The 24,622-nt window shown below is 66.2% G+C and carries 25 protein-coding genes; 19 read left to right on the forward strand and 6 right to left on the reverse strand.

Features of this window, described 5'->3' with window-relative positions; all coding sequences use genetic code 11:
• Positions 1-39: 39 nt before the first annotated feature.
• From KHB019_RS11925 to KHB019_RS11950, 6 genes are all read left to right on the forward strand, one after another.
• Positions 40-801 (forward strand): MIP/aquaporin family protein, encoded by a 762-nt coding sequence (locus KHB019_RS11925; protein ID WP_443193212.1) that lies wholly within the window; start codon positions 40-42, stop codon positions 799-801.
• A gap of 10 nt (positions 802-811) precedes the next feature.
• Positions 812-2,188, forward strand: coding sequence for an FAD-dependent oxidoreductase (locus tag KHB019_RS11930; protein WP_337459057.1), 1,377 nt, complete (start codon positions 812-814; stop codon positions 2,186-2,188).
• Positions 2,189-2,467: 279 nt separating this feature from the next.
• On the forward strand, positions 2,468-3,184 hold the full coding sequence (locus tag KHB019_RS11935) for a VIT1/CCC1 transporter family protein (RefSeq protein WP_157523996.1): 717 nt from the start codon (positions 2,468-2,470) through the stop codon (positions 3,182-3,184).
• A 73-nt stretch (positions 3,185-3,257) separates the two neighbouring features.
• On the forward strand, positions 3,258-4,679 hold the full coding sequence (locus KHB019_RS11940) for a ferredoxin reductase family protein (RefSeq protein WP_337459058.1): 1,422 nt from the start codon (positions 3,258-3,260) through the stop codon (positions 4,677-4,679).
• 14 nt (positions 4,680-4,693) lie between these two features.
• Positions 4,694-5,170, forward strand: coding sequence for an FMN-binding protein (locus KHB019_RS11945; RefSeq protein ID WP_337459059.1), 477 nt, complete (start codon positions 4,694-4,696; stop codon positions 5,168-5,170).
• Positions 5,170-6,009 carry an FAD:protein FMN transferase gene (locus KHB019_RS11950; RefSeq protein WP_337459060.1) on the forward strand — a complete coding sequence of 280 codons (840 nt, stop codon included), beginning with the start codon at positions 5,170-5,172 and terminating at the stop codon, positions 6,007-6,009. The genes KHB019_RS11945 and KHB019_RS11950 overlap by 1 nt, the downstream gene beginning before the upstream one ends.
• On the opposite strand, the gene KHB019_RS11955 is transcribed toward KHB019_RS11950, so the two are convergent.
• From KHB019_RS11955 to KHB019_RS11970, 4 genes are all read right to left on the reverse strand, one after another.
• Positions 6,000-6,977, reverse strand: coding sequence for a sensor histidine kinase (locus KHB019_RS11955; RefSeq protein WP_062635612.1), 978 nt, complete (start codon positions 6,975-6,977; stop codon positions 6,000-6,002). The genes KHB019_RS11950 and KHB019_RS11955 overlap by 10 nt on opposite strands.
• Positions 6,974-7,654, reverse strand: coding sequence for a response regulator transcription factor (locus tag KHB019_RS11960; RefSeq protein WP_337459061.1), 681 nt, complete (start codon positions 7,652-7,654; stop codon positions 6,974-6,976). The genes KHB019_RS11955 and KHB019_RS11960 overlap by 4 nt, the downstream gene beginning before the upstream one ends.
• 269 nt (positions 7,655-7,923) lie before the next feature.
• The gene (lgt, locus tag KHB019_RS11965; RefSeq protein WP_042538259.1) at positions 7,924-8,835 is read right to left on the reverse strand and encodes a prolipoprotein diacylglyceryl transferase; all 912 of its coding nucleotides are present in this window, start codon (positions 8,833-8,835) and stop codon (positions 7,924-7,926) included.
• A 144-nt stretch (positions 8,836-8,979) separates the two neighbouring features.
• A complete protein-coding gene (locus KHB019_RS11970) occupies positions 8,980-9,273 on the reverse strand; it encodes a metal-sensitive transcriptional regulator (protein ID WP_042538258.1) in 294 nt (97 codons plus the stop codon).
• Positions 9,274-9,567: 294 nt separating this feature from the next.
• Between KHB019_RS11970 and KHB019_RS11980 the strand changes: the two genes are divergently transcribed.
• From KHB019_RS11980 to KHB019_RS12035, 12 genes are all read left to right on the forward strand, one after another.
• Positions 9,568-9,933 carry a thioredoxin family protein gene (locus KHB019_RS11980; RefSeq protein WP_337459062.1) on the forward strand — a complete coding sequence of 122 codons (366 nt, stop codon included), beginning with the start codon at positions 9,568-9,570 and terminating at the stop codon, positions 9,931-9,933.
• A gap of 160 nt (positions 9,934-10,093) precedes the next feature.
• A complete protein-coding gene (locus tag KHB019_RS11985) occupies positions 10,094-11,503 on the forward strand; it encodes an MBL fold metallo-hydrolase (RefSeq protein ID WP_042538252.1) in 1,410 nt (469 codons plus the stop codon).
• 17 nt (positions 11,504-11,520) lie between these two features.
• A complete protein-coding gene (locus KHB019_RS11990; protein ID WP_147039237.1) occupies positions 11,521-12,291 on the forward strand; it encodes a sulfite exporter TauE/SafE family protein in 771 nt (256 codons plus the stop codon).
• 20 nt (positions 12,292-12,311) lie between these two features.
• Positions 12,312-12,830 (forward strand): DUF4395 domain-containing protein, encoded by a 519-nt coding sequence (locus KHB019_RS11995; RefSeq protein ID WP_042538248.1) that lies wholly within the window; start codon positions 12,312-12,314, stop codon positions 12,828-12,830.
• A gap of 32 nt (positions 12,831-12,862) precedes the next feature.
• Entirely contained in the window at positions 12,863-13,228 is a 366-nt protein-coding gene (locus tag KHB019_RS12000) for a rhodanese-like domain-containing protein (protein ID WP_042538246.1), read from the forward strand.
• 426 nt (positions 13,229-13,654) lie between these two features.
• Positions 13,655-16,387, forward strand: a complete 2,733-nt coding sequence (locus tag KHB019_RS12005) for an AAA family ATPase (RefSeq protein ID WP_337459063.1) — start codon at positions 13,655-13,657, stop codon at positions 16,385-16,387.
• 70 nt (positions 16,388-16,457) lie between these two features.
• Complete coding sequence (locus tag KHB019_RS12010) at positions 16,458-16,688, forward strand: hypothetical protein (RefSeq protein ID WP_337459064.1); 231 nt, start codon at positions 16,458-16,460, stop codon at positions 16,686-16,688.
• 72 nt (positions 16,689-16,760) lie between these two features.
• Entirely contained in the window at positions 16,761-17,999 is a 1,239-nt protein-coding gene (locus KHB019_RS12015; RefSeq protein ID WP_337459065.1) for a Fic family protein, read from the forward strand.
• Positions 18,000-18,344: 345 nt separating this feature from the next.
• Positions 18,345-18,737 carry a helix-turn-helix domain-containing protein gene (locus KHB019_RS12020; protein WP_337459066.1) on the forward strand — a complete coding sequence of 131 codons (393 nt, stop codon included), beginning with the start codon at positions 18,345-18,347 and terminating at the stop codon, positions 18,735-18,737.
• 152 nt (positions 18,738-18,889) lie between these two features.
• Positions 18,890-19,852 carry a DUF3039 domain-containing protein gene (locus KHB019_RS12025; RefSeq protein WP_337459067.1) on the forward strand — a complete coding sequence of 321 codons (963 nt, stop codon included), beginning with the start codon at positions 18,890-18,892 and terminating at the stop codon, positions 19,850-19,852.
• Positions 19,853-20,128: 276 nt separating this feature from the next.
• Entirely contained in the window at positions 20,129-21,376 is a 1,248-nt protein-coding gene (locus KHB019_RS12030) for an IS256 family transposase (RefSeq protein ID WP_337459068.1), read from the forward strand.
• A 143-nt stretch (positions 21,377-21,519) separates the two neighbouring features.
• Positions 21,520-22,641: a DUF5677 domain-containing protein gene (locus KHB019_RS12035; protein WP_337459069.1), complete on the forward strand. Its 1,122-nt coding sequence runs from the start codon at positions 21,520-21,522 to the stop codon at positions 22,639-22,641.
• Between the two features lie 61 nt (positions 22,642-22,702).
• Here KHB019_RS12035 and KHB019_RS12040 read toward each other — a convergent pair whose 3' ends face one another.
• Positions 22,703-22,882: a helix-turn-helix domain-containing protein gene (locus tag KHB019_RS12040; RefSeq protein ID WP_337459070.1), complete on the reverse strand. Its 180-nt coding sequence runs from the start codon at positions 22,880-22,882 to the stop codon at positions 22,703-22,705.
• A 114-nt stretch (positions 22,883-22,996) separates the two neighbouring features.
• On the opposite strand from KHB019_RS12040, the gene KHB019_RS12045 reads away from it, so the two are divergent.
• Positions 22,997-23,608 (forward strand): hypothetical protein, encoded by a 612-nt coding sequence (locus KHB019_RS12045; protein ID WP_337459071.1) that lies wholly within the window; start codon positions 22,997-22,999, stop codon positions 23,606-23,608.
• Positions 23,609-24,165: 557 nt separating this feature from the next.
• On the opposite strand, the gene KHB019_RS12050 is transcribed toward KHB019_RS12045, so the two are convergent.
• Positions 24,166-24,453, reverse strand: coding sequence for a hypothetical protein (locus KHB019_RS12050; RefSeq protein ID WP_337459072.1), 288 nt, complete (start codon positions 24,451-24,453; stop codon positions 24,166-24,168).
• Positions 24,454-24,622 lie beyond the last annotated feature (169 nt).

The following is a 24,622-nucleotide window of genomic DNA, read 5'->3' on the forward strand; positions in this document are numbered from 1 at the left end:
TGATCTACCTCGTTCGGGTCAAGATGAGCCGACATGGAAATCACCACTCACACTTCATCCCACCCGTCAGAGGCTCGGCCTCATGTGCTGCGCCGTGCCGCTGCGGAGTTCGTCGGCACGGGCCTGCTCGTCACCGTCGTCGTCGGGTCGGGGATCGCCGCGCAACGGCTCTCGCCGGATGATGTGGGGCTACAGCTCCTCGAGAACAGCCTGACCACGGCCCTCGGGCTGGCGGTGCTGATCCTCATGCTCGGCCCGGTATCGGGGGCACACTTCAACCCCTTGGTGTCACTCGCGGACTGGCTGCTCGGACGCCGCAAAGGCACTGGCCTGCCGTTGCGCGACCTCGCCCCGTACATCGCCGCGCAGATCCTCGGAGGCATCGCCGGCACCCTCCTGGCCGGGGTGATGTTCGACACCGCACCGGCGCTCTCCGGGACCGACCGCGCGACCGGCGGGCACCTGGTCGGAGAAGTGGTCGCCACCGCCGGGCTCGTGCTACTGATCTTCGCTCTCGCCCGCACAGGGAAAGCCTCGGTGACCGCGGCCGCGGTCGGCGCCTACATCGGGGCCGCGTACTGGTTCACCAGCTCCACATCGTTCGCCAACCCCGCCGTGACCATCGCCCGCATGTTCACCGACACGTTCGCCGGCATCGCCCCCGCCTCCGTGACCCCGTTCATCCTCGCCCAACTCATCGGCGCGGCCCTCGGGCTCGCGGTGCTGCTCGTCTTCTACCCGACCGCCGCGCGCACCGCGAGCGACGTCGTGGTGCCCACGCAACCCGAAACCACGTCCTGAAAGGCACCCCATGCACCTCGTAGCGATCGGCGGAAGCGACGCCGGAATCTCCACCGCCCTGCGCGCCCGCGAACTCGACCCCTCCGTCGACGTCACCGTCGTCGTGGCCGACGCCTACCCGAACTTCTCCATCTGCGGCATCCCCTACTACTTCTCCCGCGAAGTGCAGCCCTGGCAATCCCTCGCGCACCGCACGCACGCCGACCTCGAAGCCACCGGCATGAACCTGCGCCTGGACACTCTCGCCACCGGCATCGACGTCGACGGGCGCACGCTCACCGTCCGCGACGCCGCAGGCACCGAATCGACGATCGCCTACGACGAACTCATGGTCGGCACCGGAGCATCCCCGTCCACCGCCGGCATCGCCGGCCTCGACCAGCTCGGCCCCGACGACGGCGTGCACCTGCTGCACTCGATGGGCGACACCTTCGCCCTGGAGCGCTACCTCGACGAGCACCAGCCCGAAACCGCGATCATCGTCGGAGCCGGCTACGTCGGCCTCGAAATGGCCGAAGCCCTCACCGTCCGGGGCCTGCACGTCACCCAACTCCAACGCGGCCCCGAAGTGCTCTCCACCCTCGACCCCGAACTCGGCTCCCTCGTCCGCGACGAACTCACCCGCCACGGCGTCGACGTGCTCACCGGAACGCGAATCGAAGCTGTCACCCGCGACGCGGGCCGGCTCACCGTGACCGGCATCCGCGACGGTGACGCTTTCACCCGCAGCGCCGACCTCGTGCTCGTCGTCGTGGGCGTGCGCCCCAACACCAGCCTGCTCACCGCAGCCGGCGCGACCACGGGCGCGGGCGGCGCGGTCGTCGTCGACGAGCACATGCGCACCGGCCTGCCGAACGTCTGGGCAGCCGGCGACGGCGTGGTCACCCACCACCGCCTCCTCGGCGTCACCTACCTCCCCCTAGGCACCACTTCCCATAAACAAGGCCGTGTAGCCGGAGAGAATGCGATCGGCGGCAACGCTCGGTTCACCGGCAGCCTCGGCACCCAGGTCGTGAAGGTCTTCGACGTCGTAGCCGCACGCACCGGCCTCCGCGATCACGAAGCCGCCGCCGCAAACTACGCCCCCCACAGCCACATCGCCATTGCCGACGACCACAAGCGCTACTACCCCGGAGCCACCCCCATCAGCATCCGCATCACCGGAGACAGCCACGACGGCCGCCTGCTCGGCGCACAGCTCGTCGGCACACGAGGCGCGGAAATCGCCAAGCGCGTCGACACCTACGCGACAGCTCTGCATCACGGTATGACGGTGGCTGGGATGAGCGACCTCGATCTCTCGTACACGCCGCCGCTCGGCTCCCCGTGGGATGCCGTGCAGATGGCGACGCAGGCTTGGGAACGCGACACGCGCGCACTCATGTAGTCGGTGTGGCCACCTGCCGGAAACGATCGTTTCCGGCGCGGTATCACTTGGTTGCCGGGGCGGTCGCCGCTAACGGGAGCCGGAACCCCGTTCTGGCATGGGCCTTCGGTTGGTGCCGCGACCGGACTTGCTAGCGGTCGAGCTGCGGAGCGCGCGTTTGTGGCGGGCGTACTCTTGTCCGATGACTCGACCTCTCACGAAGTGGCATTCCGCGCACGCAGAGCTCGACCTACGTCGGGATGTGCCTTCCATAGCCGCGCCGGGAGAAAGAACGGGGCGATGATGTTGGCGACGCATCCGGGTGAACCCCACCGCGGCGATCTCGCTGGGCGGCTCAACTGGCTCAGAGCCGGAGTGCTCGGCGCGAACGACGGCATCGTGTCGGTCGCGTCGCTCGTCGTCGGTGTCGCGGGGGCGACGACCGATTCCGCGACGCTGCTCGCCGCGGGTGTCGCCGGTCTCGTCGGCGGTGCGATCTCGATGGCGCTCGGGGAGTACGTGTCGGTGAGCAGCCAGCGAGACAGCCAACGGGCTCTGATCGAGAAGGAACGAGGCGAGCTGGCCGATGATCCGGCTACCGAGCTCGAGGAGCTGGCGAGCATCTATCAGGCGAAAGGACTTAGCCCGGCGACCGCACGCCTCGTTGCGGAGGAGCTCACCGCGCACGACCCGCTGACCGCGCACCTCGAAGCGGAACTAGGCATCACGGAGAACCAGGTGGTCAGTCCGTGGGCGGCGGCGGGGGCCTCCGCACTTGCCTTCGCACTCGGAGCGCTGCTTCCGCTCTTGGCGATACTGCTCCCGCCTCCCGAGATCCGGGTGCCGGTCGCTTTCGCGGTGGTGCTGCTGGCGCTCGCGCTGACCGGATTCGTCAGCGCGAGGATCGGCGGGAACCCCGCGCTGAGGCCCACGATCAGGGTGGTGCTCGGTGGGGCGATCGCGCTGGTGGTCACGTTCGCGATCGGCACGCTGCTCGGGACGAGTGGCGTTGCCTGAGAGACAGCTATGAGTTGCCTATCGGGAGCCGTTCCTTAGACCTGTCTCAGAGTCGGCGCAGCACGATTCCCCTATGACCACTCTGACGACGAGACCGCGTGCTTCCGTCCCCGCCGCTTCCCCTGAGCCACGGCGGGCAGCCCATGGCCGCGCGCAGCTCTGGCGTGCAGCGGCGATCACGGTGATCTGGGCGACCAGCCTGTTCGTCGTGGCTCTGTGGGTCGCCAGTGGTGGAGTGACCGCAGTCCTGGGGGTCAACGCCGAGACCATCACGTCGCTCGGACGCCTCACCGGGCTGGTCGCGGCGAACCTGTTGCTCTATCAAGTGCTGCTGATGGCACGCGTCCCGCTGTTCGAGCGCGGATTCGGTCGCGACGGGATCACGCGGCTGCATCGCTTCGTCGGATTCTGGTCGTTCTGGTTGATGGGCGCGCACATCGCGCTGCTCGCGGTGGGCTACGCGATGGCGGCCGGCATCAACCCGCTCGTCCAGCTGTGGAGCTTCATCTGGGACTACCCGGGCATGCTCCTAGCCACGGCCGGCACGCTGCTGATCCTGCTCGTGGTCGTCACCTCCATCCGGCGCGCTCGTCGTCGCCTGCGGTACGAGTCCTGGCATCTCCTGCACCTCTACGCCTACCTGGGCGTCGGGCTCGCGCTGCCGCACCAGCTGTGGACGGGCGCCGACTTCCTGTCCTCGCCGATCGCGACCGCCTACTGGTGGTCGATCTGGGCCCTCGCCGCGGGATCGGTGCTGGTGTTCCGCATCGGGATGCCGCTGCTGCGGTCCACACGTCGTGCGCTGCGTGTGGCAGGGGTCGAGGCGGACGGTGCTCGGGGCGTCACCATCCGAGTCACGGGTCGCGACCTTCCGACGCTCGGTGCCCGGGCCGGTCAGTTCTTCGTCTGGCGATTCCTCGACGGGCCCGGCTGGACCCGCGGACACCCGTTCTCGCTCTCCGCTGCGCCGGGAAGCGAGCTGACGTTGACCGCCCGTGTGGTGGGGGACGGCACACGCCGGCTTACCGCGCTGCGCTCCGGCACCCGGGTCATCGTGGAAGGACCATACGGGGAGATGACCGGCGAGCGGCGGACCGGGACGAAGCTGCTCATGATCGGCGCCGGCGCCGGGGTCGCACCGCTCGTCTCGCTGCTCGAGACGGAAGGCTACGGACCAGGAGACGCGATGCTCATCACCCGGGAGTCCGCCGCAGAGGACGCTCTTCGACAGGAGGCCATCGCTCACCTCATCAGCACCCGGGGCCTGAGGTACCTGCCGTTCGTCGGCCCGCGTTCGTCGGGCGCGTCGAGCTGGATCCCTGCCACTCACGAGGCGTGGTCGGGCGCAGATCTCCTCCACCATCTCGTGCCGGAGCCGAAGGACCACGACGTCTTCATCTGTGGCGCTGAGGCCTGGATGAAAGACCTCCGGCGCGACCTGGTTGACGCCGGGTTCCCCGCCCATCGCATCCATTCCGAATCGTTCACGATCTGAGCAGGGAGACGGCCATGAAGAAGATCCTCTACACGCTGCTCGCGACCGTCAGCGGCCTCGTGCTGCTGTTCAGCTACCGAACGTCTCTGGAGGCGGTCACCCCGACCGACGCCAGTGCGGCGACAGCGGGCAGTTCGTCGACGACCGCCGACACCGGCGCGAGCGGCTCGGGAACCACGTCGAGCTCGGGAACCACGTCTGGCACCGGCCTTGCCGACGGAACCTACACCGGCGCATCGTCGCAGACCCGCTTCGGGCCGGTGCAGGTGCAGATCACCGTCTCCGGCGGGGAGATCACGGATGCGCAGGCGGTCGACTACCCGAACAGCAACGGTCGAGACCGGCAGATCAACGGGACCGCTATTCCGAGGCTGGTCTCGGAGACGATCCAGGCGCAGAGCTCCAAAATCCAGATGGTGTCCGGCGCCACCTACACGAGCGATGGCTATCTCTCGTCGCTGCAGAGCGCGATCGACGAGGCGCAGAGCTGATGCGTACCGCGAATGAGGGGACGCGGGTCTGGGTCGAGGAGATCATGGGCATCCCGATGAGCATCCATCTGATCGCTCCGACAACGGGACCCGATGTGGGCGCCGACCGGGCAGTGCGTGCGTGCTTCGACGAACTGCGGGACATCGACCGGGTCTTCTCGACGTACCGCACGGACTCCGACATCAGCCGCATCCACCGCGGCGAGCTCTCCGTCGCCGACGCTGACTGCAGGGTCGCGCTGGTCGCGGATGCCTGCGAACGCGCCGAACAGGAGACTGGCGGCCTGTTCTCTGCTCGGTGGCGGGGGTGGTTCGACCCGACGGGATACGTCAAGGGCTGGGCTGTGGAAGCGGCTGCCCGTCGACACCTCGAGCCGCTGCTGGCTGCGGCGACCGCGGTCGGGATCAACGCCGGAGGAGACCTGCAGCTGTTCACTGCCGAGGGAGCCGACTGGCGATGGCCGGTGGGAATCGCCGACCCGCACGACCGCGGTCAGTTGATCGCGGTGGTCGACGTGTCGAACGGTGCGGTGGCGACCTCAGGGACGGCGGAACGCGGGCTTCACATCCTCGATCCCCGCACCGGCCGGCCCGCGACAGGCACCGCGTCGGCCACGATCGTGACCGACGGTCTCACACAGGCGGACGTCTGGGCGACCGCTGCCGTGGTGGCCGGCCCGGCGAACCGCTCGTGGATCGCGGCTGCGGGGTCGCGCACCGGCATCATCGTCGATGATGAGCACCACGTCACGCGCTGGCTGGGCGCGACGATGGTGGACGTGCAGACGACGACGGCCGGTTCGCCGCCGATCGGAGGATACGCACCCGTTCACGCATGAGCCGGCAATGTGAGCAGGAAAGTCGTGCCGGATGCCGTCGACCGTTCGACCTCGATGGAACCCCCGGCGCGACGGGCGACATCCCGCACGAGTGAGAGCCCGAGACCGAAGCTACGGGGGCGTCCACTCTCGCGCGGACGCGCGAACCGCTCGAAGACCTGGTCCGGGGAGATGCCCTCGATCCCGGAGCCCTCGTCGATCACGCGCACCGTCACGTTCTGTCGGTCTCTCCCGATGTGGATCGAGACGGTGCCGCGGGCGGGGGAGTGCTGCACTGCGTTGTCGAGCAGCGCGACCAGGATGCGGACGAGCGTGACTTCCGGCAACTGGGCTTCCGCGTCCTGTTCCACCGTGATCGCGAGGGAGACCTCGGACTCCTTCGCGCTCGTCGTCATCGTCGCGACGGCTGCGGCTGCCGCTGTCGCGACGTCCGCGTTCCCGTCGGCAAGCGATTCCCCCTCCGCAGCAATGAGCAGATCATTGAGCACGTCTGCCATCATGTCCGCATCGTGCCGCAGGTCGGTGAGACCCGCTCCGAGCTCCTCGCCCCGGTCATGACGGCGTTGCAGAACCTGGATACGGCTTGTCAGTGTCGTCAGTGGGGTGCGGAGCTCGTGACTCGCGTCGGCCACGAAGTTCCGCTGCCGACGCAGCGCCTCCCCGAGCGGGCGGACCGACCGTCGCGCGGCGACCGCGGCGACCACCCCGAGCAGCACCACGCCGATCAACCCGAGGATGATCACGGTCGGCACGACCACGTCGATGTCGACGATGAAGTCGTCTCTGACACCGTCACCACCGCCGAACCAGCCGCCGCCGTGCTCCTCGCCTTCGCGGCGCGACGTAGAGAGCACCACCGCGATCAGCACCCCGATGCCGATCGCGACGATCACACCAGACGAGATCCCGACCCAGAGCCCGATGGACAGCGCTGCGCGTCGCACGCGCCTGGTATCAGCGTCGCTCATGACGGTGTTCCCGCGCGGTAGCCGCGCGCGCGGACGGTCTCGATCATGTCGGGAGTCGTCTTGCGCCGCACATAGTGCACATACGTATCCACCGAACTCGTCGTATCTCCTTCATGGAACACGGCGCGGAGGATCTCCTCCCGACTGAACACGTGCTCGGGGCTGGTGCTCAACAGCTCCAGGAGCGCGCTCTCCGTCGCCGTCAGCGCCACTCGGATTCCAGATGGATCGTACGCGGCCTGGGCGTCCGGCGTGAACACCCACTCGCCGAGGCGTCGACGTACCCCATCAGCCCTGAACGCGCGTCGCAGCGCCCGAAGGCGCGCCAGCAGCTCGTCGTAATCGAACGGCTTCACCAGGTAGTCGTTCGCTCCGCCGTCGAGACCGGTGACACGATCGTCCACGGTGCCGAGCGCGGTCAGCATCAGGACCGGCGTCGTGATGTGCGCGGTACGCACGGCACGGATGAAATCCACACCGTCCATGCCGGGCAGACGTCGATCGACGACCATCGCGTCGTACCGCCTGCTCAGCGCGAACCGGAGCGCGGTCTCGCCGTCCGAGGCATGCTCGACGTCGTACACCTCTTCCAGCACTTCGACCGTCAGCGCAGCGATCTCCGTGTCATCCTCCACATAGAGCAGCGAACCGCGTGGCCCCTGTGCCGAGTCGCCCATGGTCGTCGTCCTGTCTTCCGCGATCGAGACCATCAGCGTACGCCCGGCGCAAACCGGGTCGGGTAACCCGGATGATCTTCCGCATGCCGTCGTCCGTCACACCAGAAACGATCGTTTTGGCGTCACTGGCCCGGTGGCTCCTTATGAGGCGCCACAAACGATCTTCGGAAACCCCTCTCGGCAGGGATTTTCGGCGCACCACGTCAAGAGGCGTTGTGTCCGTGATCGCTTAGACAGAACTAGCTGACAGCTGGAGGTGTGGGTGGCGTTCAGCTCTCGTCTGCGCTGCTGGGCTGATGTTCCACCGCTGGCGCGCGTCCTTCTTGGTACACGGAGGGTTCGGGTTCGGGGTGTCGTCGCCCCTGGACGACGAATAGCGCGATGCCGAGGGCGACGACGACGACGGATGCCCAGACGTTCGCGGGGATGCCGAACAGGGCGTCGCTGGTGGGGTCGATCCTGATGGCCTCGAGCCAGCTGCGTCCGAGGCCGTACCAGATCATATAGAGGGCGAAGGTTCGTCCCCACCGGAACCGGTATCTGCGCTCGAGGAGGAGGATGATCGCCACGCCGATCAGGTTCCAGATGATCTCGTACAGGAACAGCGGGTGGAACAGCGTTCCGGCCGGGAGGCCGTCCGGGAACATGGTGTCCGTCGGCAGGATCTCGAGCCCCCACGGCAGCGTGGTGGGCAGCCCGAAGAGTTCGTGGTTGAAGTAGTTGCCGATCCGACCCATGGACTGCGCGATGAGCATCGCGGGCGCGAGAGCGTCGGCGAAGGACCACAGCCGGATACCGGTTCGTCGGCAGCCGATGTACGCACCGACAGCGCCGCCCAGGAGGGACCCGTAGAGGGCGTTGCCGCCGTCCCAGATGGCGAAGATGTTCCCGAGGTTCGCGCCCGGATAGAAGTAGTCCCCGACGTGGGTGAACACGTGATAGAACCGGGCTCCGATGATGCCGATCGGGACAGCCCAGATGACGATGTCGACAACCACGCCGTCCTCCGCGCCTCGTGCCGACAGGCGTCGTTGGGTGATGATCACGGCGGCGATGATCCCGGCGATGATGCACAGCGCGTAGGTGTGGATTGTGAGCGGCCCGAGGGTGAACTGTGCCCACGACGGTGGGGGGCTGGGAAGACTCGTCAAAAGCACGAAGCACCGCTCCTCATCTGGCATCACTGTGAATGCTTCAACACATCATTGTTCAGCGCCGGTCCCATGCGAACAGCGCCCTGGGAAGACTAACGGTGTTCGACACGGGAATCGTCGAACTCCTCCCAGGTCACCAGGCGAGGGCCCCGAGGAGCGGGCCTGACCGGTTCAGGCCAGGGAGAGGAAGAGCTTCTCCAACTCGGCGGGGGAGGTGACGTCGTCGGCGTCCGGATCGGTGAGGCATTCCCGCAGCGCGGTCGAGATCACGAGGAATCCGGCCCGGTCGAGGGCCTTCGAGACGGCGGAGAGCTGCTGCACGACGTCGCGGCAGTGCGCGTCGTCCTCGACGGCCGTAATGACCGCCGCCAGCTGGCCCTGAGCTCGCTTGAGGCGGTTGACGACTTTGCGCTTGGCTTCGGGGTCGTGGACGAGCGGGTCGCCGGTGACGAGGGTGTCGGTCATGGGTGGTCCTTCCGTCGAGTTGACAACCACTATACCCCCTGGGGTATCGTATTCACATGAACTGATACTCCCCGGGGTATCGCCGAGCAAGGAGATCAGCGTATGTGCAGAGCAACGAAGTGCCACACCTGTGGAAAGACGACCTGGACCGGGTGCGGTCAGCACGTCGCATCCGTGCGGAAATCCGTGCCCGCATCCGACTGGTGCAATGGCAGCCATACCCGTGCCGAAGTCCAGGCCGCCCAGTCTCAGCGGGGTGGCTTCTTCGCCCGCCTGTTCGGACGGTGATCGGCGATGGCAACTGTTGAACTGACCACCGGGAACTTCGAACAGCTCACCCACGCCGAGGGCATCGCGCTGATCGACTTCTGGGCTGAGTGGTGTGGACCCTGCCGGGCCTTCGCCCCGGTATTCGATGCAGCATCCGACAGGCACCCCGACATCCTCTTCGGGAAGGTCGACACCGAGGCCGAGACCGCTCTGGCCTCCGCCCACCGCATCACCTCGATTCCGACCCTGATGGTCGTCCGCGACGGCGTCCTGGTCTACTGGCAGCCGGGAGCTCTTGCCGAACCGCAGCTCGAGCTGCTCATCGAGAAGGCCCGCGAACTGGACATGGACGACGTCCGCCGCCAGCTCGCCAACACCGCTACCCCCTGAAAGGACCTGGCACCATGTGCGCACGAATCACCTGCTCCTCCTGCGGCAAGCCCACCTGGGACGGCTGCGGCCAGCACATCGAACAAGCCCTCGCGGGCGTCCCCGTATCCCAGCGCTGCACTTGCACGCACTGACCCAGAAGAAAGCGACGGAGACCCTTATGCTCCTCGAACGCCTCTACGACGACGACCTCGCCCACGCCAGCTACATCATCGGCTGCCAGCGCACCGGTGAAGCGATCGTCGTCGACCCGCGCCGCGACATCCAGGTCTACCTCGACCTCGCCGCGAAGAACAGCATGACCATCACCGCGGTCACCGAGACCCACATCCACGCCGACTACCTCTCCGGCACCCGCGAGCTCGCAGCCCGTACCGGGGCGACGATGTATGTCTCCGGCGAGGGCGGCCCGGACTGGCAGTACGGTGTCGGGTTCCAAGACGCCACCCGGATAATGCACGGTCACCGCATCACGGTCGGCAACATCACGGTCGAGGCGGTCCACACTCCCGGGCACACCCCCGAGCACCTGTCCTTCCTCGTCATCGACGGCGCCACGACCTCCGAGCCGGGCTATGTCCTCACCGGTGACTTCGTGTTCGTCGGGGACGTCGGACGCCCGGACCTGCTGGACGAGGCCGCAGGCGGCATCGACACCCGCTTCGACGGCGCACGGGATCTATTCGCGAGCCTCCGCGACCACTTCCTCACCCTGCCCGACTACGTGCAGGTGCTCCCCGCGCACGGGTCGGGGTCCGCCTGCGGCAAGGCGCTCGGCGCCGTCCCAAGCTCGACAGTCGGATACGAGCGGCGTTTCGCCTGGTGGGCTCCCTACCTCGAGGCCGGCGATGAGCAGGGATTCATCGACACGCTGTTGAACGATCAGCCCGACGCACACGCCTACTTCGCACGAATGAAGCGGCAGAACCGCGTCGGACCGGCCGTGCTGGGCGAACTTCCTCCGCTCCTCGAGCGCAGCGTCTTCGATCTTGACGCCGACATCGACGCCGACCGGGTCATCATGGTCGACACCCGCCACCACTCCCTCGTGCACGAGGGCACTGTTCAGGGCGCGCTGAACGTGCCCGGAGTCGCGAAAGCAGCCAGCTACGGCGCCTGGGTCTACGACCCCGACACCGAGACGCGGCCGCTCGTCCTCATCATCGACTCGGGGGACGCCGCGGCCCGGTTCCGGGATCATCTGCTGCGGGTCGGCATCGATCAGGTCGACGGGTTCATCACCACACTCGATGGCCTCCCCACGGTGCAGCCCAAGACGATCGCCCCCACCGACCTGGACCAGGTCGACGCGGCGCTCCTCCTCGACGTGCGAAACCGTACCGAGTACAACGCCGGGCACATCCCCGGCGCCGCGCAGCTCTCCGGTGGTCGGGCCCTCTGGCACACCGACGAACTGCCCGCCGGCAAGATCCTCACCTACTGCCAGAGCGGCGTCCGCAACAGCGTCGCCGCCAGCGCCCTGCGCCGGGCCGGCCTCGACGTCATCGAGATCGAAGGCAGCTACAACGCCTGGCTCGCCGCGACGCCGTCTCGGCCGACGGCCGCCTGAGCGGCCGAGGAGCTCGAGTGGACACCTCCATCATCCTCGCGATGACTCTCGCGGCCCTTGTCGGTGTCGCACTCGGGCTCCTCGGCGGCGGGGGCTCCATCCTCACTTTCCCCATCTTCTCCCTCGTCCTGGGCATCGGAACGAGGGAGACGATCGTCTCCTCTCTCTTCGTCGTCGCTATCACCAGCGCCGTCTCCGCCGCCTTCCGTGTGCGCCGACGCGAGGTGCGCTGGAAAGTCGCCGGCGTCTTCGCGGCGACCGGCTTGATCGGGGGAATCGGTGGCGGGATGGTTGGTCAGCTGCTACCAGAAACCGTGCTCACCGTTCTGTTCGCGGCGATCATGATCGTCACAGCGATCGCCATGATGCGGCCGCGACGAGAACGCGCGGCGCGCCCTCCGACGCGGCCGGTCGTCCGTGGAATCCGAACGACAGCTACGGGACTCGGCGTGGGAGTCCTCACAGGGGCACTGGGAGCAGGCGGCGGGTTCCTCATCGTCCCCGCCCTCACCTTCCTCGGCCAGCCCATCGCCGCTGCAGTGGGGACATCGCTGCTAGTCGTCGCCGTGAACTCGTCCGCCGGCTTCCTCACCCAGATCACGACCGTGGCCATCCACTGGCCCATCGTCCTCACCTTCACCGCGCTCGCCGTCGCTGGATCCTTCATCGGTCTGGCACTGTCGCATCGCCTCCCGGCTGCCGGCATCCGGACCGGGTTCGGGGTTCTGGTGCTGGCCGTGGGGCTGACCATGCTCGCCACCCTCATCATTCAGACGCTCTCCGCCTGACCACCACCAGAAAGAAGCCCATGCCTCACGCGACCGACACCGCGCCCCGCACCGGGGAACACGTCGACGGATACGAGGTGCCCGTCCTCGACGAGCACGCCGTCCGCATCGCCGCCGGCATCCTCCTCGCCATAGGCATCACCGCCCTTACCATCACGCTCGCCTCCGACAGCATCAGGCCGCTGCAGATGTTCGGCATGTTCTTCCTCCTCGACATGACGACGCGCGTACTCATCAGCGACCGGCTGTCCCTCACTCTCGCCCTCGGCCGTGCTCTGACACGCCGCCGCCGTCGGCACTGGGTGGGCGCGCCGCAGAAGGTCTTCGCCTGGTGGCTCGCCCTCGGTCTCGCTGCTATCTCGTGCGTGACGATGAGCGCTGGAATGGTCCCGCTACCCGTGACTCTCGGGCTCTGCGGAGTCTGCTTCACAGTCCTGCTCCTAGAAGCCACCCTCGGGTGGTGCGCGGGATGTGCCCTGCACCAACGCTTCAGTAGGCAGCCCACCCGCCACTGCGCCAACGGCGCCTGCGACCGCTGACACTCTCGCTCCCTCACAACGAAAGGACGCACATGGGCCGCCTAACCCTCACCACCCTCGCCGTCATCACCGCACTCACGCTCACCTCCTGCGCCAGCACACCCACACCACAGGCTGACCTCGGCCCCGACGCGGTCATCATCGACGTGCGCACCCCCGCCGAGCGCGCCACCGGCCACCTCGACGGCGCCCTCCTGCTCGACGTCACGGGCGGCGACCTCCAAGCTGCGCTGCCGGACCTTGACCCCGAAGCCACCTACCTCGTCTACTGCCGTTCAGGTAACCGGGCAGGAGTCGCCATCGACCTGATGAAGCAGGCCGGCTTCACCGACCTCCTCAACCTCGGCTCCCTGGAAGACGCCGCCGCCACGACAGGCCTCCCCGTCGTGCAGCCCTGAGACGTACGTGCTCGCCCCCACGAGCACGTACCTGCGTGCACAGCACGCCACCGCATCGCTCGAGCACTGCCTCGCGATGCACAGTCGGGGCGGGGTCGCCAGATGCCCGCCCCGACTGTTCAAACCTGCTCGCCTTAGCCCACCGAAAACGATCGTTTCCGGCGACCTCGTCTCTTGCGACAGCGACCTGCGCGACACGCCGAGGAACGATCCGCCGAAACCCCTTGCCGAAACCGATTCACGCCGAAACGCATGTGGTGCGTATTCGGCTGCCCCCCGAGAGTGGGCGTTCGCGACCACACAGAAGCGATGCAATGCACGCAGGCACCCTCGGTGAGCGGCACCCTATAGAAGCACACCCCTACACCTTGCTACACATCGTGAAAATACCTGGATAACCCGTAAAACGCGACTTATCCTGGCGGCATGCGAGGAGGTCTCGAGCGCTGGAAACGAGGTGTCGATTCCCGGGGGGTTCGACAGGCGATCTCCTACGCACTCGAGGGCACGTGCGACGCACATCTTCATCACACGACCGGTGTCAACGCGCTCGAGACATATAGCGCAGCATCCGATTCAACCGTTTCCCGGTTCATCGTCAACAACGGCGTCATCACTTCCGACGAGCTCACTGCCGGCGGGCTTCGCGTCTGGCTCACCGGCCACGACCCGGTCACCGGAGAAGAGCGCGGCCATCAGCGGCTGAGCCCCGACGCCGACCTGCTGCTCGACGGAACGCTCAACCACCCGAAGTCGTACAGCATCGCCGCGCTGCTGCATCCCGAACTCGCCACCGAATTCGAAGCTCTCCAAGACCGACTGTGTGAACGCATCCTGCTCACCTGGCAGACCGAGCTCAACGCACGACGCGGACACGGCGGGCTCATCCGTGAGGAGATCACCCGCGTCGAGGTCCTCGAGCTGCAGCACCGTCGCTCGCGTGCGCTCGACCCGCACATCCACCGTCACCTCTGGCTGAACATCAAGGTGCTCGGCGCCGACGGCAAGTGGTCGAACCTCGACTCGCGTGTCGCGATGAAACTGCACACCGTCGTCAACGCCGAGGGCGAGCTCGCCGCCCGCACCGATCCCGCCTGGGTCGCCGCGCTCGCCCGGCACGGATACATGCTGGACGAGACAGGCGAGATCGCCGAACTCGCCAGCGCCGTCCGACCCGTCTCGCGCCGGGCGGCGCAGATCGAATCCAACCGCGCGCACCTGATCGCGGAGTGGTCGGCGGCGCACAGAGGCTCGGCTCCGAGCGTGGAGGTGCTGCAGCAGATCGATCGGCGCGCCTGGGCGGTGTCACGCCCGAACAAACCGGCCGACCTCGACGAGGCAGCTTGGGAGGCTCACGTCCGCGACGAGATCGCTGCAATCGATCCGAGACTGATCACGCCTCACGCGCCCGCTCCAGTCGATGCGGCAGACCTGGATGCCATCGATCTAGATCTGCTCGCGGCACAGGCAGTAGTCGACGCCGACGAGCGGTCCACCTCATGCGGCGGAAGGTTCAGCATCTTCGACATCCGCGCGGGCGCCATGCGCGCGCTCTCGCGCACAGGCATCGTCGCCGAGCGCGACCGACTCGACGGCGTGATCACCGAGATCACCGAGCGGGCCGCACATTCCGTCCATCGGCTCGTTGCGGAGTACCCGCCCGCGCACGTCAAGGCGTTCATGGCGACCGAAACCGTACACACCAAGGTGCGGCTCGCCGGACGCTTGGACGTGCTCGCCCGACCAGGACGCTCGCTCCTGACCGGCGAGCTGCACAGGCTGGCACCGAACGCGGATCTTTCGACGCTGGATGCCTCGCAGAGCGCGGCGGCGTGCGCCATCGCCGGCACGCACGGGCTCGTGACGGTGACCGGGCCCGCCGGCGCAGGTAAGACGAGGATGCTGTGCGCCGCGTTCGCGGCGCTGACGTCGCAGCGGCGACGGATACTCGTCGTTGCTCCCACCCGAAAGGCGGCATCAGTGGCGTCTCGCGAGGTCGGCGCCGCGGCATCCAGCATTCACGCCCTGCTCTCCGACCACGGTTACCGATGGGCCATAGACGCGGCCGGGGCGAAAGTCTGGACCAGGGTCCAAGTGGGAGAACTCGATCCCGGCACGGGCGCAGCATACGGCGGACCGAGCCAGTACGTGTTGCGTCCGCGCGACCGGATCGTCGTCGACGAGGCCGGCATGGTCGACCTGCAGGCGGCGAACGCCCTCGTCGAACTCGCGATCGAGCACGGTGTCGGGCTGGCGTTCGTCGGTGACACGCATCAGGCGCTGCCAGTCGGCCACGCGGGAGCGATGGGGTCTGCGATCCGGCATGCGAACGCCGCGGTCGAGCTCGACACAGTGCACCGGTTTCGCGATCCCGACTACGCGGCGCTCACACTGCGGCTCCGGGATGCGGGTGATCACGAGCGTGCACTGTCGGTTGCGGGCGAGCTCGCCGAACACGGCCACGTCGACCGGGTTGACCATCACGACGCGGCACGTGAGCGGATGATCGAGGCGTACTTCGAATGGCACGCGCGCGGCAAGCGGGTGACGCTGGTGTCCGGCACGAACGCCGAGGCGGATGCGATCAACGATGCCATCCAGCAACGGCGAGTGGAGCAGGGCGAGATCGATGCCGGTGTCGTCGCGTGGGGAATGGGCGAGCAGCGGATCCTCGTCGGCGACATCGTCCAGACCCGTCGCAACGACCGTCGCACGGGCGTCGAGAATCGTGCGCAGTGGATCGTGCGCGGCATCCGCGATGAGCGCGTGTCTCTTGTCTCCGTGAGCGACAGCGGCGAGCGGGCGCGAGTCTCGGCCGACTACGCGCGCGATCACTTGCAGCTCGCGTACGCGTCCACCGTGCACGGTGTGCAGGGCGACACGGCCGACGCGTCGGTGGTCGGGCCGGACGTGGATGCAGCGGGGCTCTACGTCGGCCTCACGCGCGGGCGGGTGCACAACGTCGCGATCGTCGTGGCGCGAACGGATGCTGCGGCTCGCGAGTGCCTGGCCGAGTCGATGCAGCGCGGGACGCCGGAGTTGACGATGCAGGATGCCGTGCGGGCGGCGGCCGAGGAGGTGCGGCGGGCGGCGCGGGACAAGGAAGCGACCGGGCCGGTCGTCGAGGCGCCAGGTTCGGGGCGTGGGATCGGAATCTAACGCCGAGCTCGTAGCCTTCGCGATTCGGGTTCTTGCTGCAGTTGCTCGCTTGTCGGTCATACTTTGGGGTGTGACTGCGACCATCAAAGTCAGCGTCGAGCTCCGCGACCGACTCAAGGAGCAAGCCGCGCGTGACGGGCTCACGCTCGGTGCGCACCTCGCGCATCTCGCAGACGCTGAGGACAGGCGATGGCGTCTCCACCTGTTGAGGTCTGCGATCGGCGCGTCGGGCGATGATGTCGCATCCCACGCTGCGGAGGCCGAGGATTGGGAGCGCACCGAACTGACTGACGCTGCGTGAGCCCCGCAGCATCCGTTGGCGAGGAAGTCGGTTACTAACACTTATCGCTGTATCTGTTGGTAAACTACGGCGATGGTCACACCTACGGGCAGTCTCGTCCCCATCGATGCGGTGACGTACGAGACCTACGATTGGGCGCCGCGCGCGCCCGAGATTCACTCGCGGGCCGAGGTGGAGCGACAGACCGGACCATACGACGCCGCGGTCACTCCAGCCATCGCGGCGTGGTCGCCTGTCATCTCGAGCGAGGATTCGGCGGATGTCGAGGACGCAACTCGCCAGTTGGTCGAGTTCGACCATCACGCGCAACGGAAGCTCGGTACCGGCAACCCCGCGTTGGGGCCGATGACGGCGATCCTTCTGCGCACCGAATCAGCTTCGAGCTCGCAGATCGAGCAGCTGACGACGTCGGCCAAGCAGCTCGCCCTCGCTGAGATCGACGAGGGCGACAAAGCGAACGCGCTCACAGTCGTGGGCAACGTCCGCGCGATGGAGGCCGCTCTGCAATTGGCCGATGACATCAGCGAGGACTCCATTCTGGCGATGCACAAGGCGCTCATGCTCCACCACTCGGGCTTCCCTCCCGAGGATGCCGGCCGATTCCGTGCCGAACAGGTCTGGATCGGACGGGGCGAAGCCGGCCCTCGTTTCGCCGACTTCGTTCCACCACATCACGACCGCGTTCCCGGATCGATCGGGGATCTCGTCCGCTTCGCGAAGCGCCAGGACATGCCTGTGCTCGTGCAGGTCGCTGTCGCGCACGCACAGTTCGAGACGATCCACCCGTTCCCGGATGGCAATGGTCGAACCGGCCGCGCACTCGCGCAGTCGATCCTGCGGAACAAGGGGCTCGTCGGATCGACGGCTGTGCCGATCTCGGCCGGCCTCCTTGTCGACGTGCCCCGTTATTTCGATGCCCTCAGCTCTTTCCGTGAGGGGGATGCCGGCCCTATCATCCGCGACTTCGCAGGCGCGAGCAGGATCGCTGCGACGACGGGCATGCAGCTCGTCGACGCTCTCGTCGAGCAGTTCGAGGAGTCCCGCGTGAAGATGGTGGGCATCCGTGCGGATGCCGCGGCGTGGAAGATCCTGCCCACACTGGTGGGCCAGCCCGCAGTGAACGTCAAGTACCTCAAGAGCGCGCTGGGTCTCGGTGAGATGACCGCGCTTCGCGCGCTCGATTCGCTTACCGGGCGGGGGGTGCTCATCGAGACCACGGGGAAGAGCCGCGGCCGCGTGTGGCAGCACCGCGGCATCTTCGATGCTCTCGACGCATACGCGTCGGTGATTCGTCGGATGTCGGGGCGGTGATGCCAGGGAACGTTACCCGGACCAATCGACCACCCGCAATGGCGTGGCTGATGTGCTCCGCTCCTGCGGTGGTGGACGTTCCGGCTCTGTGGCGCCGTGCGCTTTCTCGATGAAATTCACGATGCTCATCAGATCGGCGCGCCCGCAATCGACGACGATTGCATCATTGTTGACACGTAGTGATTCATATTTGACACACGCTGTGACATCTGTGACACTTGTGACATGCGCATCCGCCGACGACGGTGACCGTTCCCGTCAGCCGTACCCACTAGCCCCAGGGCGCCCGGGCCGCGAAAGCGCGGCACACACGCACAATCCACCTGACGATTGAGGCAATTCCCCATGCCCAAGCTCGACGCATCCAGCGTGCCGACAACCGAGATTGACATCCTCGAGGAGACCCGAGACAAGTTGCCCGAAGGCATCCTGCGCTCCGCCCTCGAGACACTTTCGCATGCGCTGCGCGGGGGCGAGGACATGTTTGTCATCAAGCCCCGCGAAACGCTAACACCGTCCGAGGCGGCAGGTCTGCTCGGCATCAGCCGCACGCACCTCTACAAGATCCTCGACTCCGGCGCGATACCGCATCACGTCGTAGGTTCCCGCGACCGTCGCATTGCGGCCACAGACTTGCTTGCCTATCGCGCGCGCATGTTCGAAGCGCAAAAGCGACTTGCGGAGAACAGGGCGCACGCGGACGAGGCCGATCACCTCGCGCTCGACGAGTTCGATTGACGCACTCTGTCGGGTCTCGTTCGTATGCTGGATGAATGGGACGATCCAGGCGAGTGACACTCCGATGCGCGGCGGAGGACTTTACGCAGGATTGGACGACCCCTACGGATCTCATCGCAGTCCAGCGACTGCGGGAGCTCATCGAAAAGCGAATGCGCGGCGACGTCACCGACGCGGCGATCTCTCGTCACCTTACGCAGATGCCGGCGCTGTGCAGGCTTGGCCACCCGCTGATTCACTCATTCGATGATCAGTTCAGCGATGGCGACGATCGTGACCGCCTGCGGCAGACCATCAAGTCCGTCAAGGACCGCCAGTGGCTGAAGCAGACTTTCGGCACCCGGTGGCGCGGAGCCGCCGTCATCCTCCCTGACGACAACGGAGAGGAGACGGTGTGGCTCGGAGCTGCCGGGTATCACCGCGCCGGCTCGCCCGAAGACTTCTACGCCCAATTCTCCGCGGACTGCGCCTCCGGATCAGATCGCTTCCTCCCGGATGAGGAAGACCGCGTCCTCCGAGTCATCGAAGATAAGGTCGCTCGCCTCGGCGCGTGGAAGCTTCAGCTCCATCTCACCGCGCTCGTCCTACTGCATACCGCGTTGCAGGACGAGGAGTCCGCGTACACGGCAGAAGTCAACGGCCCAGACGGCAGTCCGCTTCTGCAGTTGGAGATGACAGTGGTGTCGTCAACTATTCGCGGGGCCACCGTGAAGGAGCTTCTAGTCGTGCTGAATCCCCACGGATGGGAGAAGGCGAACCTACGCGACATCGCGAGCCGTGTCGTGTGCACCGCCATCGACCCGAGCATGGAAGCCTGGGAAGACGCTCCGCTCGACGGGCCCGCGATGTCCCACTGGACGAGCCTCACGGAGGTCTCCATTTCTCAGGCACAGGCTGCTGCGGAATCCGGCGAGGTCCACGCAAGCGTCCGTCCCGGCGAAGTACGCCTCGGAACAATCGCCCACTACGCGCCGCGCGATAACCTCACTCGATCGACAGTCGAAGGCGAAGCGGTCCGCGCGATGTGCGGACACTGGTTCGTGCCGACTGCCGACCACGAGCACCTTCCGCGGTGCGCCACCTGCCACGAGAACTACGAGAAGCTCCCCGTCTAGGTCGCATCGCGGGGAGGTATAGCCCGCTTCTGGTCGCGCAACGCTCCAGTGATGCCCCTTTGCGTGATGGAGAGCCATCGTCCCGCACACGATCGCCCCGACCGGCTGAGCGCGGGGCCATGACGTGCTGGATCTTCGCCGACGAGCACTGTGCTGGAGTAGTGCCCCTTAAAGTGGTGTAGCCCACGGTGGCCGGCTCGTCGCTCCCGACGTAAGCGCGGTCACCGTGTGATCCTTCGAGAAGTCTCTTACCTCCACTCGAAAGGCATCATCACGATGACCGCACTTCATATTGTCGACCCTGCGAGCGTGCTTAGCGAAGCACTGGCCGACGCGTCGCCGGATCTGATGCGCAGCCTGCTGCAAACCACGATCAACACGCTCCTGTCCGCCGACGCGGACGCCGTCGCCGGCGCGGAATGGGGCAAGCCCTCACCCGACCGGCTCACGCAGCGCAACGGCTACCGGCACCGCGACCTCGATACCCGCGTGGGGACCATCGACGTCGCGATCCCGAAGCTGCGCCAGGGCACCTATTTCCCGGAGTGGCTGCTCGAACGGCGCAAACGTGCCGAGACGGCACTGATCACCGTCGTCGCCGACTGCTACCTCGCCGGTGTCTCGACCCGTCGGATGGACAAGCTGGTGAAGACCCTCGGGATCCACTCCCTCTCGAAATCGCAGGTCTCGCGGATGGCAGCGGAGCTCGACGAGCACGTCGACCAGTTCCGCCACCGACCGCTCGGCGATGCGGGCCCGTTCACGTTCGTCGCCGCCGACGCTCTCACCATGAAGGTCCGCGAAGGCGGCCGAGTCATCAACGCGGTGGTGCTGGTCGCGACCGGCGTCAACGCCGACGGACGCCGCGAAGTCCTCGGACTTCGTGTCGCGACGAGTGAGACCGGGGCGGTCTGGAACAGCTTCTTCGCCGACCTCGTCGCCCGCGGCCTCAGTGGCGTCCGCCTGGTCACCTCCGACGCGCACCAGGGCTTGGTGGAGGCGATCGCGGCGAACCTGCCCGGCGCGGTCTGGCAGCGTTGCCGCACCCACTACGCCGCGAACCTGATGTCCGTGACACCGAAAAGCATGTGGCCGGCGGTCAAAGCGATGCTGCACTCGGTCTATGACCAGCCCGACGCTGATGCCGTGAACGCCCAGTTCGACCGACTCCTCGACTACGTCGACGACAAGCTCCCGGACGCTCACGAGCACCTCGACACCGCCCGGGCAGACATCCTCGCCTTCACCGGGTTCCCCGAAGGGCTCTGGCAGCAGATCTGGTCCAACAACCCCAACGAGCGCCTCAACCGCGAGATCCGACGCCGCACCGACTCCGTCGGCATCTTCCCCAACCGCGACGCGATCATCCGCCTCGTCGGCGCCGTCCTCGCCGAGCAGACCGACGAATGGGCCGAAGGCCGCCGCTACCTCGGACTCGACATCCTCGCCAAGAGCCGACTCACGCTCGTCACAGACACCGGATCGGAGGTGAACACCGACACCGTCCTCGAACTCAGCGCCTAACAACCAGAAGGATCACTGACCACTACACCACGTCCCGGGACTTGACCTGTGCTGGGCAGGGCAGCGTTCCCCGAGCGCATGGCCCGACCGACGGCCATGTTGATGGATCACTCCGCGTCTCGGTGAGACTCTACGCTTTGGTTATGGAAGAATCCGACCGCGACCCTTGGCCAGGCGCCGAGGACGAGGACGTCATTTTCGCCCGTCTAGCACGACGAATCAGAGCTGCCCGCGGCAATCCTTCGCGAAAGCACCTTCAGAGCGAACACTTCGTAACCCAACAGGAAGAGTATTGGGGTCGTCACCTGGGGGACCTCGTCAACGAGGCACTGCTTCTTGGAATCGCTCGAGCGGATGGACTGTCGTCGTTCGGTACGTCTATTGGCGAGGCATTCTCAACGACCAGATTCCTATTAGCGGGCTACGTGCAGTTGGCAGGGTATGTGAACGACCTTGCGTTGAGAAAGTGGATCCCCGCGAGCGCCCGCACCGCGCCAAAGGTCCACGCTTTGACTCATCTCCATGCCCGGTCACTCGTGCTGATTGAAGAGATCTTCGTCCTCACGACGATGGGCTACCCATCCGGCTCTCTATCGTTGGCGCGAACACTGCACGAGGTACGCGTTATCGCAAAGTTCCTTCACCGTTTCGAGGCGATTCTTTCGGAGCGCTACCTCGATAGCCACATAGTTGACATGTGGAACTCCAGGGCAGACTTCGCGCCTGCCGGCGCTGCTCGCAGGAGCAAGAAATGGCTCGTCGCGGAGCGTGAACTTGAGGGTCGCTTCAGAGAGGTCATTGCAAAGCACAGCGAGTCCATGCTGATCGAGAACGGGTGGGCGATGCCACGATTCGTAAAGAAGTCAAAGTCGTCGTCCGTGCCGCGCCGTATTCCGTTCTCCCGGCTTGAGCAGGAAGTGCGGCAGCCCTGGGACCGTGCTCGATACAGAGCAGCGAGTCGCCAAGTACACGCGACGCACCTAGGAACTATTCGTGCCCTCAAGAGCGGCGATGCCGCGGTCGGCCTGCTCGGGCCCAGACCATACGACTTGGAGACGGCTGCCGTCCAGGCGATGTGGGATGTGCAGGACGTAACTGAATCGCTCTTGCGAACGTGTGGCAGGTTTAGCGACGATCAAGACATCTACTACTGGCTTGAAGCGCTCGACCAGCTTTCGTTCGTGGTACGCGGCTCCGTCGCCGATGGGCAGGACGCTCTGAATGCTGTATTCATTCCGGTGAATGAGCCCGATGCGAAGGCATGAGCCCGATGCGAAGGCATGAGCCCAGCGTCAACACCTTTCCCCACTGTCCCTAGCGGCGTAACTACACGTCAATGCCAAATGCCCGGAGCAACGGCACCCGCGGGATCATCCGGCGCGGCCCGAGTTGCACCGTAGGGATGGTTCCGCTCTCGATGCCGAGCTTGATCGTGCGGTAGTCGACGCCGACGAGCTTGGCGGCATCCTTCATCGTCAGGGCGAGTGACGTGTCTGTCTTGTTCATGTCCTTCTCCTCTCGTGAGCAATGCATGTCACCACTTGCCCACACAGTACTCCTGTCGTGAGCAATCCGCGACACGTATTGCTCATCGCACCGGAATCGTGAAAGGCTCACGGCATGAGTGACGTGGCAGTCGAGGTGACCGACAGGGAGCGAATCGATGTCGGCGACGGCGTGAGCATCCCGAAAGCGTGGGACGTCGTCGCCACCGGAGAGCCGAACGTCGCCGGAGCCATCCGCCTGCAGGTGGTGTTCGACGAGCAGCTGCGCCGCACCGTCGCGGCATCGGTCCGCCTCGATCGCGCGGAGGAGGGCGCGGAGGTGACAGCGGCCGCGCTCCGCGACGTACGAGTCCAGTACCTCGTCGCGGTCTCCTCCATGCGCGTGGTCGAGGTGACCCGAGCACAGGGCAAGCCCGAACCTCTCCGCGACTACTTGGCCGAGGTGAGGTCGCGCACCGATCGAACCTACGAGGAGACGGTGCGCGAAGCGGTGACGCTGTATCGGATCGCGGCGACGGTGAATCTGGCGCCCCTCAAGCTCGTGTCGGAGCAGCTCGGGGTGAGCGTCAGCACCGCCACGCGCATGATGGCCCGCGCCCGTGAAGCCGGCCTCGCCGTCGACCTGATCACCCGCGAGACGCATAACAGGATCCGGGCCGTCGACGAAAAACGGACGCGCCCTCACCAGGCTCCGGGATCACCTTCCGGCCCGTCGATCGACCTGTGACAGCAACGCGACGCGTCGAACACCAAATGTGCGAGTTGCCCACCAATGGCAAGCAGACAGCGACAAACTGCTCAAAAAACGAGTCTCGGCAATTCGGTGATCTCGACCTCGAGCGCATCCCATTTCGGCATACATCTGAGCGCCCCTCCAAGACAGGGATTCGGGGCCGCGGCGTGGCCGCATTTTGGCCGCATCCTGTTTCCAACTAGCGGTTTTCGGACGTCGTTTGATGTCGCCACGACTCCCACAATCCGCGTAGTTACGCGGAATTTGTCGTTGTATACCGGTATGCGAATTGCTCGATTCGCATTCGAGTCCCTCCAGGGGCACCACCTTCACATACTGCCGACTCGGATCGGCTTGTGGACAGGATCCTGGGAGACACTCTTATCCGTCGCTTACGCAGCAGAAACGATTCTGACTGAACGCGCGGACACGCCGGGCCGTGGTCGGCTCGGCCACGGCCTTTCCGTGACCGCGCAGCGCGCGCGCGAGCTGTTGGTAGAGCACGCGGGTGTGATGTCAAGGATGTCGGGCGGGCGGCGGTTGCGAGTGCCCTATGCTGCCGCTGCCAGGGGCGGGAAGTGCGGAATCTGGATCGGGCGGCGCGAACGGCTTCTGGAGTGGAAGCGGTTCACGTCCTCGAGAACCTCGGCCGCATCCGTGTAAGAAACCCGCAACGGGAGATCGCGCACCCAGACCACACCGACCAGACACTCTTCCATCTGGTGAACACAGGCAACTGTCCTACGCGCATCGTTCGGCCCGTAACGGTGGTCAAGGATCAACCACTCCGAGTCCGTGACCTTCTTCAACTCGAACCGAGGATCAGGCATCAGCGACATCTCAACACTCCAATCAGACGGAACCAGGTGCGCTTGAAAGGAACGGAGACCCCACTTCGCTGAGTAGAGCGTCGAGCGTGACGAGCACTCATCTCGGCGACAGGGAGAACTCACCCATCAGGCGTCGAGGTCATTATAGGAAACCGCCGACCACGCTTCAACATGTCAA

This window comes from Microbacterium sp. KHB019, from assembly GCF_037285405.1.
Classification (GTDB): Bacteria; Actinomycetota; Actinomycetes; order Actinomycetales; family Microbacteriaceae; genus Microbacterium.

Bases quoted from the DNA above. Each gene is read 5' to 3' on its own strand.
- KHB019_RS11930 (WP_337459057.1), top strand. From the start codon at position 812: ATGCACCTCGTAGCGATCGGCGGAAGCGACGCCGGAATCTCCACCGCC.
- KHB019_RS11935 (WP_157523996.1), top strand. From the start codon at position 2,468: ATGATGTTGGCGACGCATCCGGGTGAACCCCACCGCGGCGATCTCGCT.
- KHB019_RS11940 (WP_337459058.1), top strand. From the start codon at position 3,258: ATGACCACTCTGACGACGAGACCGCGTGCTTCCGTCCCCGCCGCTTCC.
- KHB019_RS11945 (WP_337459059.1), top strand. From the start codon at position 4,694: ATGAAGAAGATCCTCTACACGCTGCTCGCGACCGTCAGCGGCCTCGTG.
- KHB019_RS11950 (WP_337459060.1), top strand. From the start codon at position 5,170: ATGCGTACCGCGAATGAGGGGACGCGGGTCTGGGTCGAGGAGATCATG.
- KHB019_RS11955 (WP_062635612.1), bottom strand. From the start codon at position 6,977: ATGAGCGACGCTGATACCAGGCGCGTGCGACGCGCAGCGCTGTCCATC.
- KHB019_RS11960 (WP_337459061.1), bottom strand. From the start codon at position 7,654: ATGGGCGACTCGGCACAGGGGCCACGCGGTTCGCTGCTCTATGTGGAG.
- lgt (WP_042538259.1), bottom strand. From the start codon at position 8,835: ATGCCAGATGAGGAGCGGTGCTTCGTGCTTTTGACGAGTCTTCCCAGC.
- KHB019_RS11970 (WP_042538258.1), bottom strand. From the start codon at position 9,273: ATGACCGACACCCTCGTCACCGGCGACCCGCTCGTCCACGACCCCGAA.
- KHB019_RS11980 (WP_337459062.1), top strand. From the start codon at position 9,568: ATGGCAACTGTTGAACTGACCACCGGGAACTTCGAACAGCTCACCCAC.
- KHB019_RS11985 (WP_042538252.1), top strand. From the start codon at position 10,094: ATGCTCCTCGAACGCCTCTACGACGACGACCTCGCCCACGCCAGCTAC.
- KHB019_RS11995 (WP_042538248.1), top strand. From the start codon at position 12,312: ATGCCTCACGCGACCGACACCGCGCCCCGCACCGGGGAACACGTCGAC.
- KHB019_RS12000 (WP_042538246.1), top strand. From the start codon at position 12,863: ATGGGCCGCCTAACCCTCACCACCCTCGCCGTCATCACCGCACTCACG.
- KHB019_RS12005 (WP_337459063.1), top strand. From the start codon at position 13,655: ATGCGAGGAGGTCTCGAGCGCTGGAAACGAGGTGTCGATTCCCGGGGG.
- KHB019_RS12015 (WP_337459065.1), top strand. From the start codon at position 16,761: ATGGTCACACCTACGGGCAGTCTCGTCCCCATCGATGCGGTGACGTAC.
- KHB019_RS12020 (WP_337459066.1), top strand. From the start codon at position 18,345: ATGCCCAAGCTCGACGCATCCAGCGTGCCGACAACCGAGATTGACATC.
- KHB019_RS12025 (WP_337459067.1), top strand. From the start codon at position 18,890: ATGCGCGGCGACGTCACCGACGCGGCGATCTCTCGTCACCTTACGCAG.
- KHB019_RS12030 (WP_337459068.1), top strand. From the start codon at position 20,129: ATGACCGCACTTCATATTGTCGACCCTGCGAGCGTGCTTAGCGAAGCA.
- KHB019_RS12035 (WP_337459069.1), top strand. From the start codon at position 21,520: ATGGAAGAATCCGACCGCGACCCTTGGCCAGGCGCCGAGGACGAGGAC.
- KHB019_RS12040 (WP_337459070.1), bottom strand. From the start codon at position 22,882: ATGAACAAGACAGACACGTCACTCGCCCTGACGATGAAGGATGCCGCC.
- KHB019_RS12045 (WP_337459071.1), top strand. From the start codon at position 22,997: ATGAGTGACGTGGCAGTCGAGGTGACCGACAGGGAGCGAATCGATGTC.
- KHB019_RS12050 (WP_337459072.1), bottom strand. From the start codon at position 24,453: ATGTCGCTGATGCCTGATCCTCGGTTCGAGTTGAAGAAGGTCACGGAC.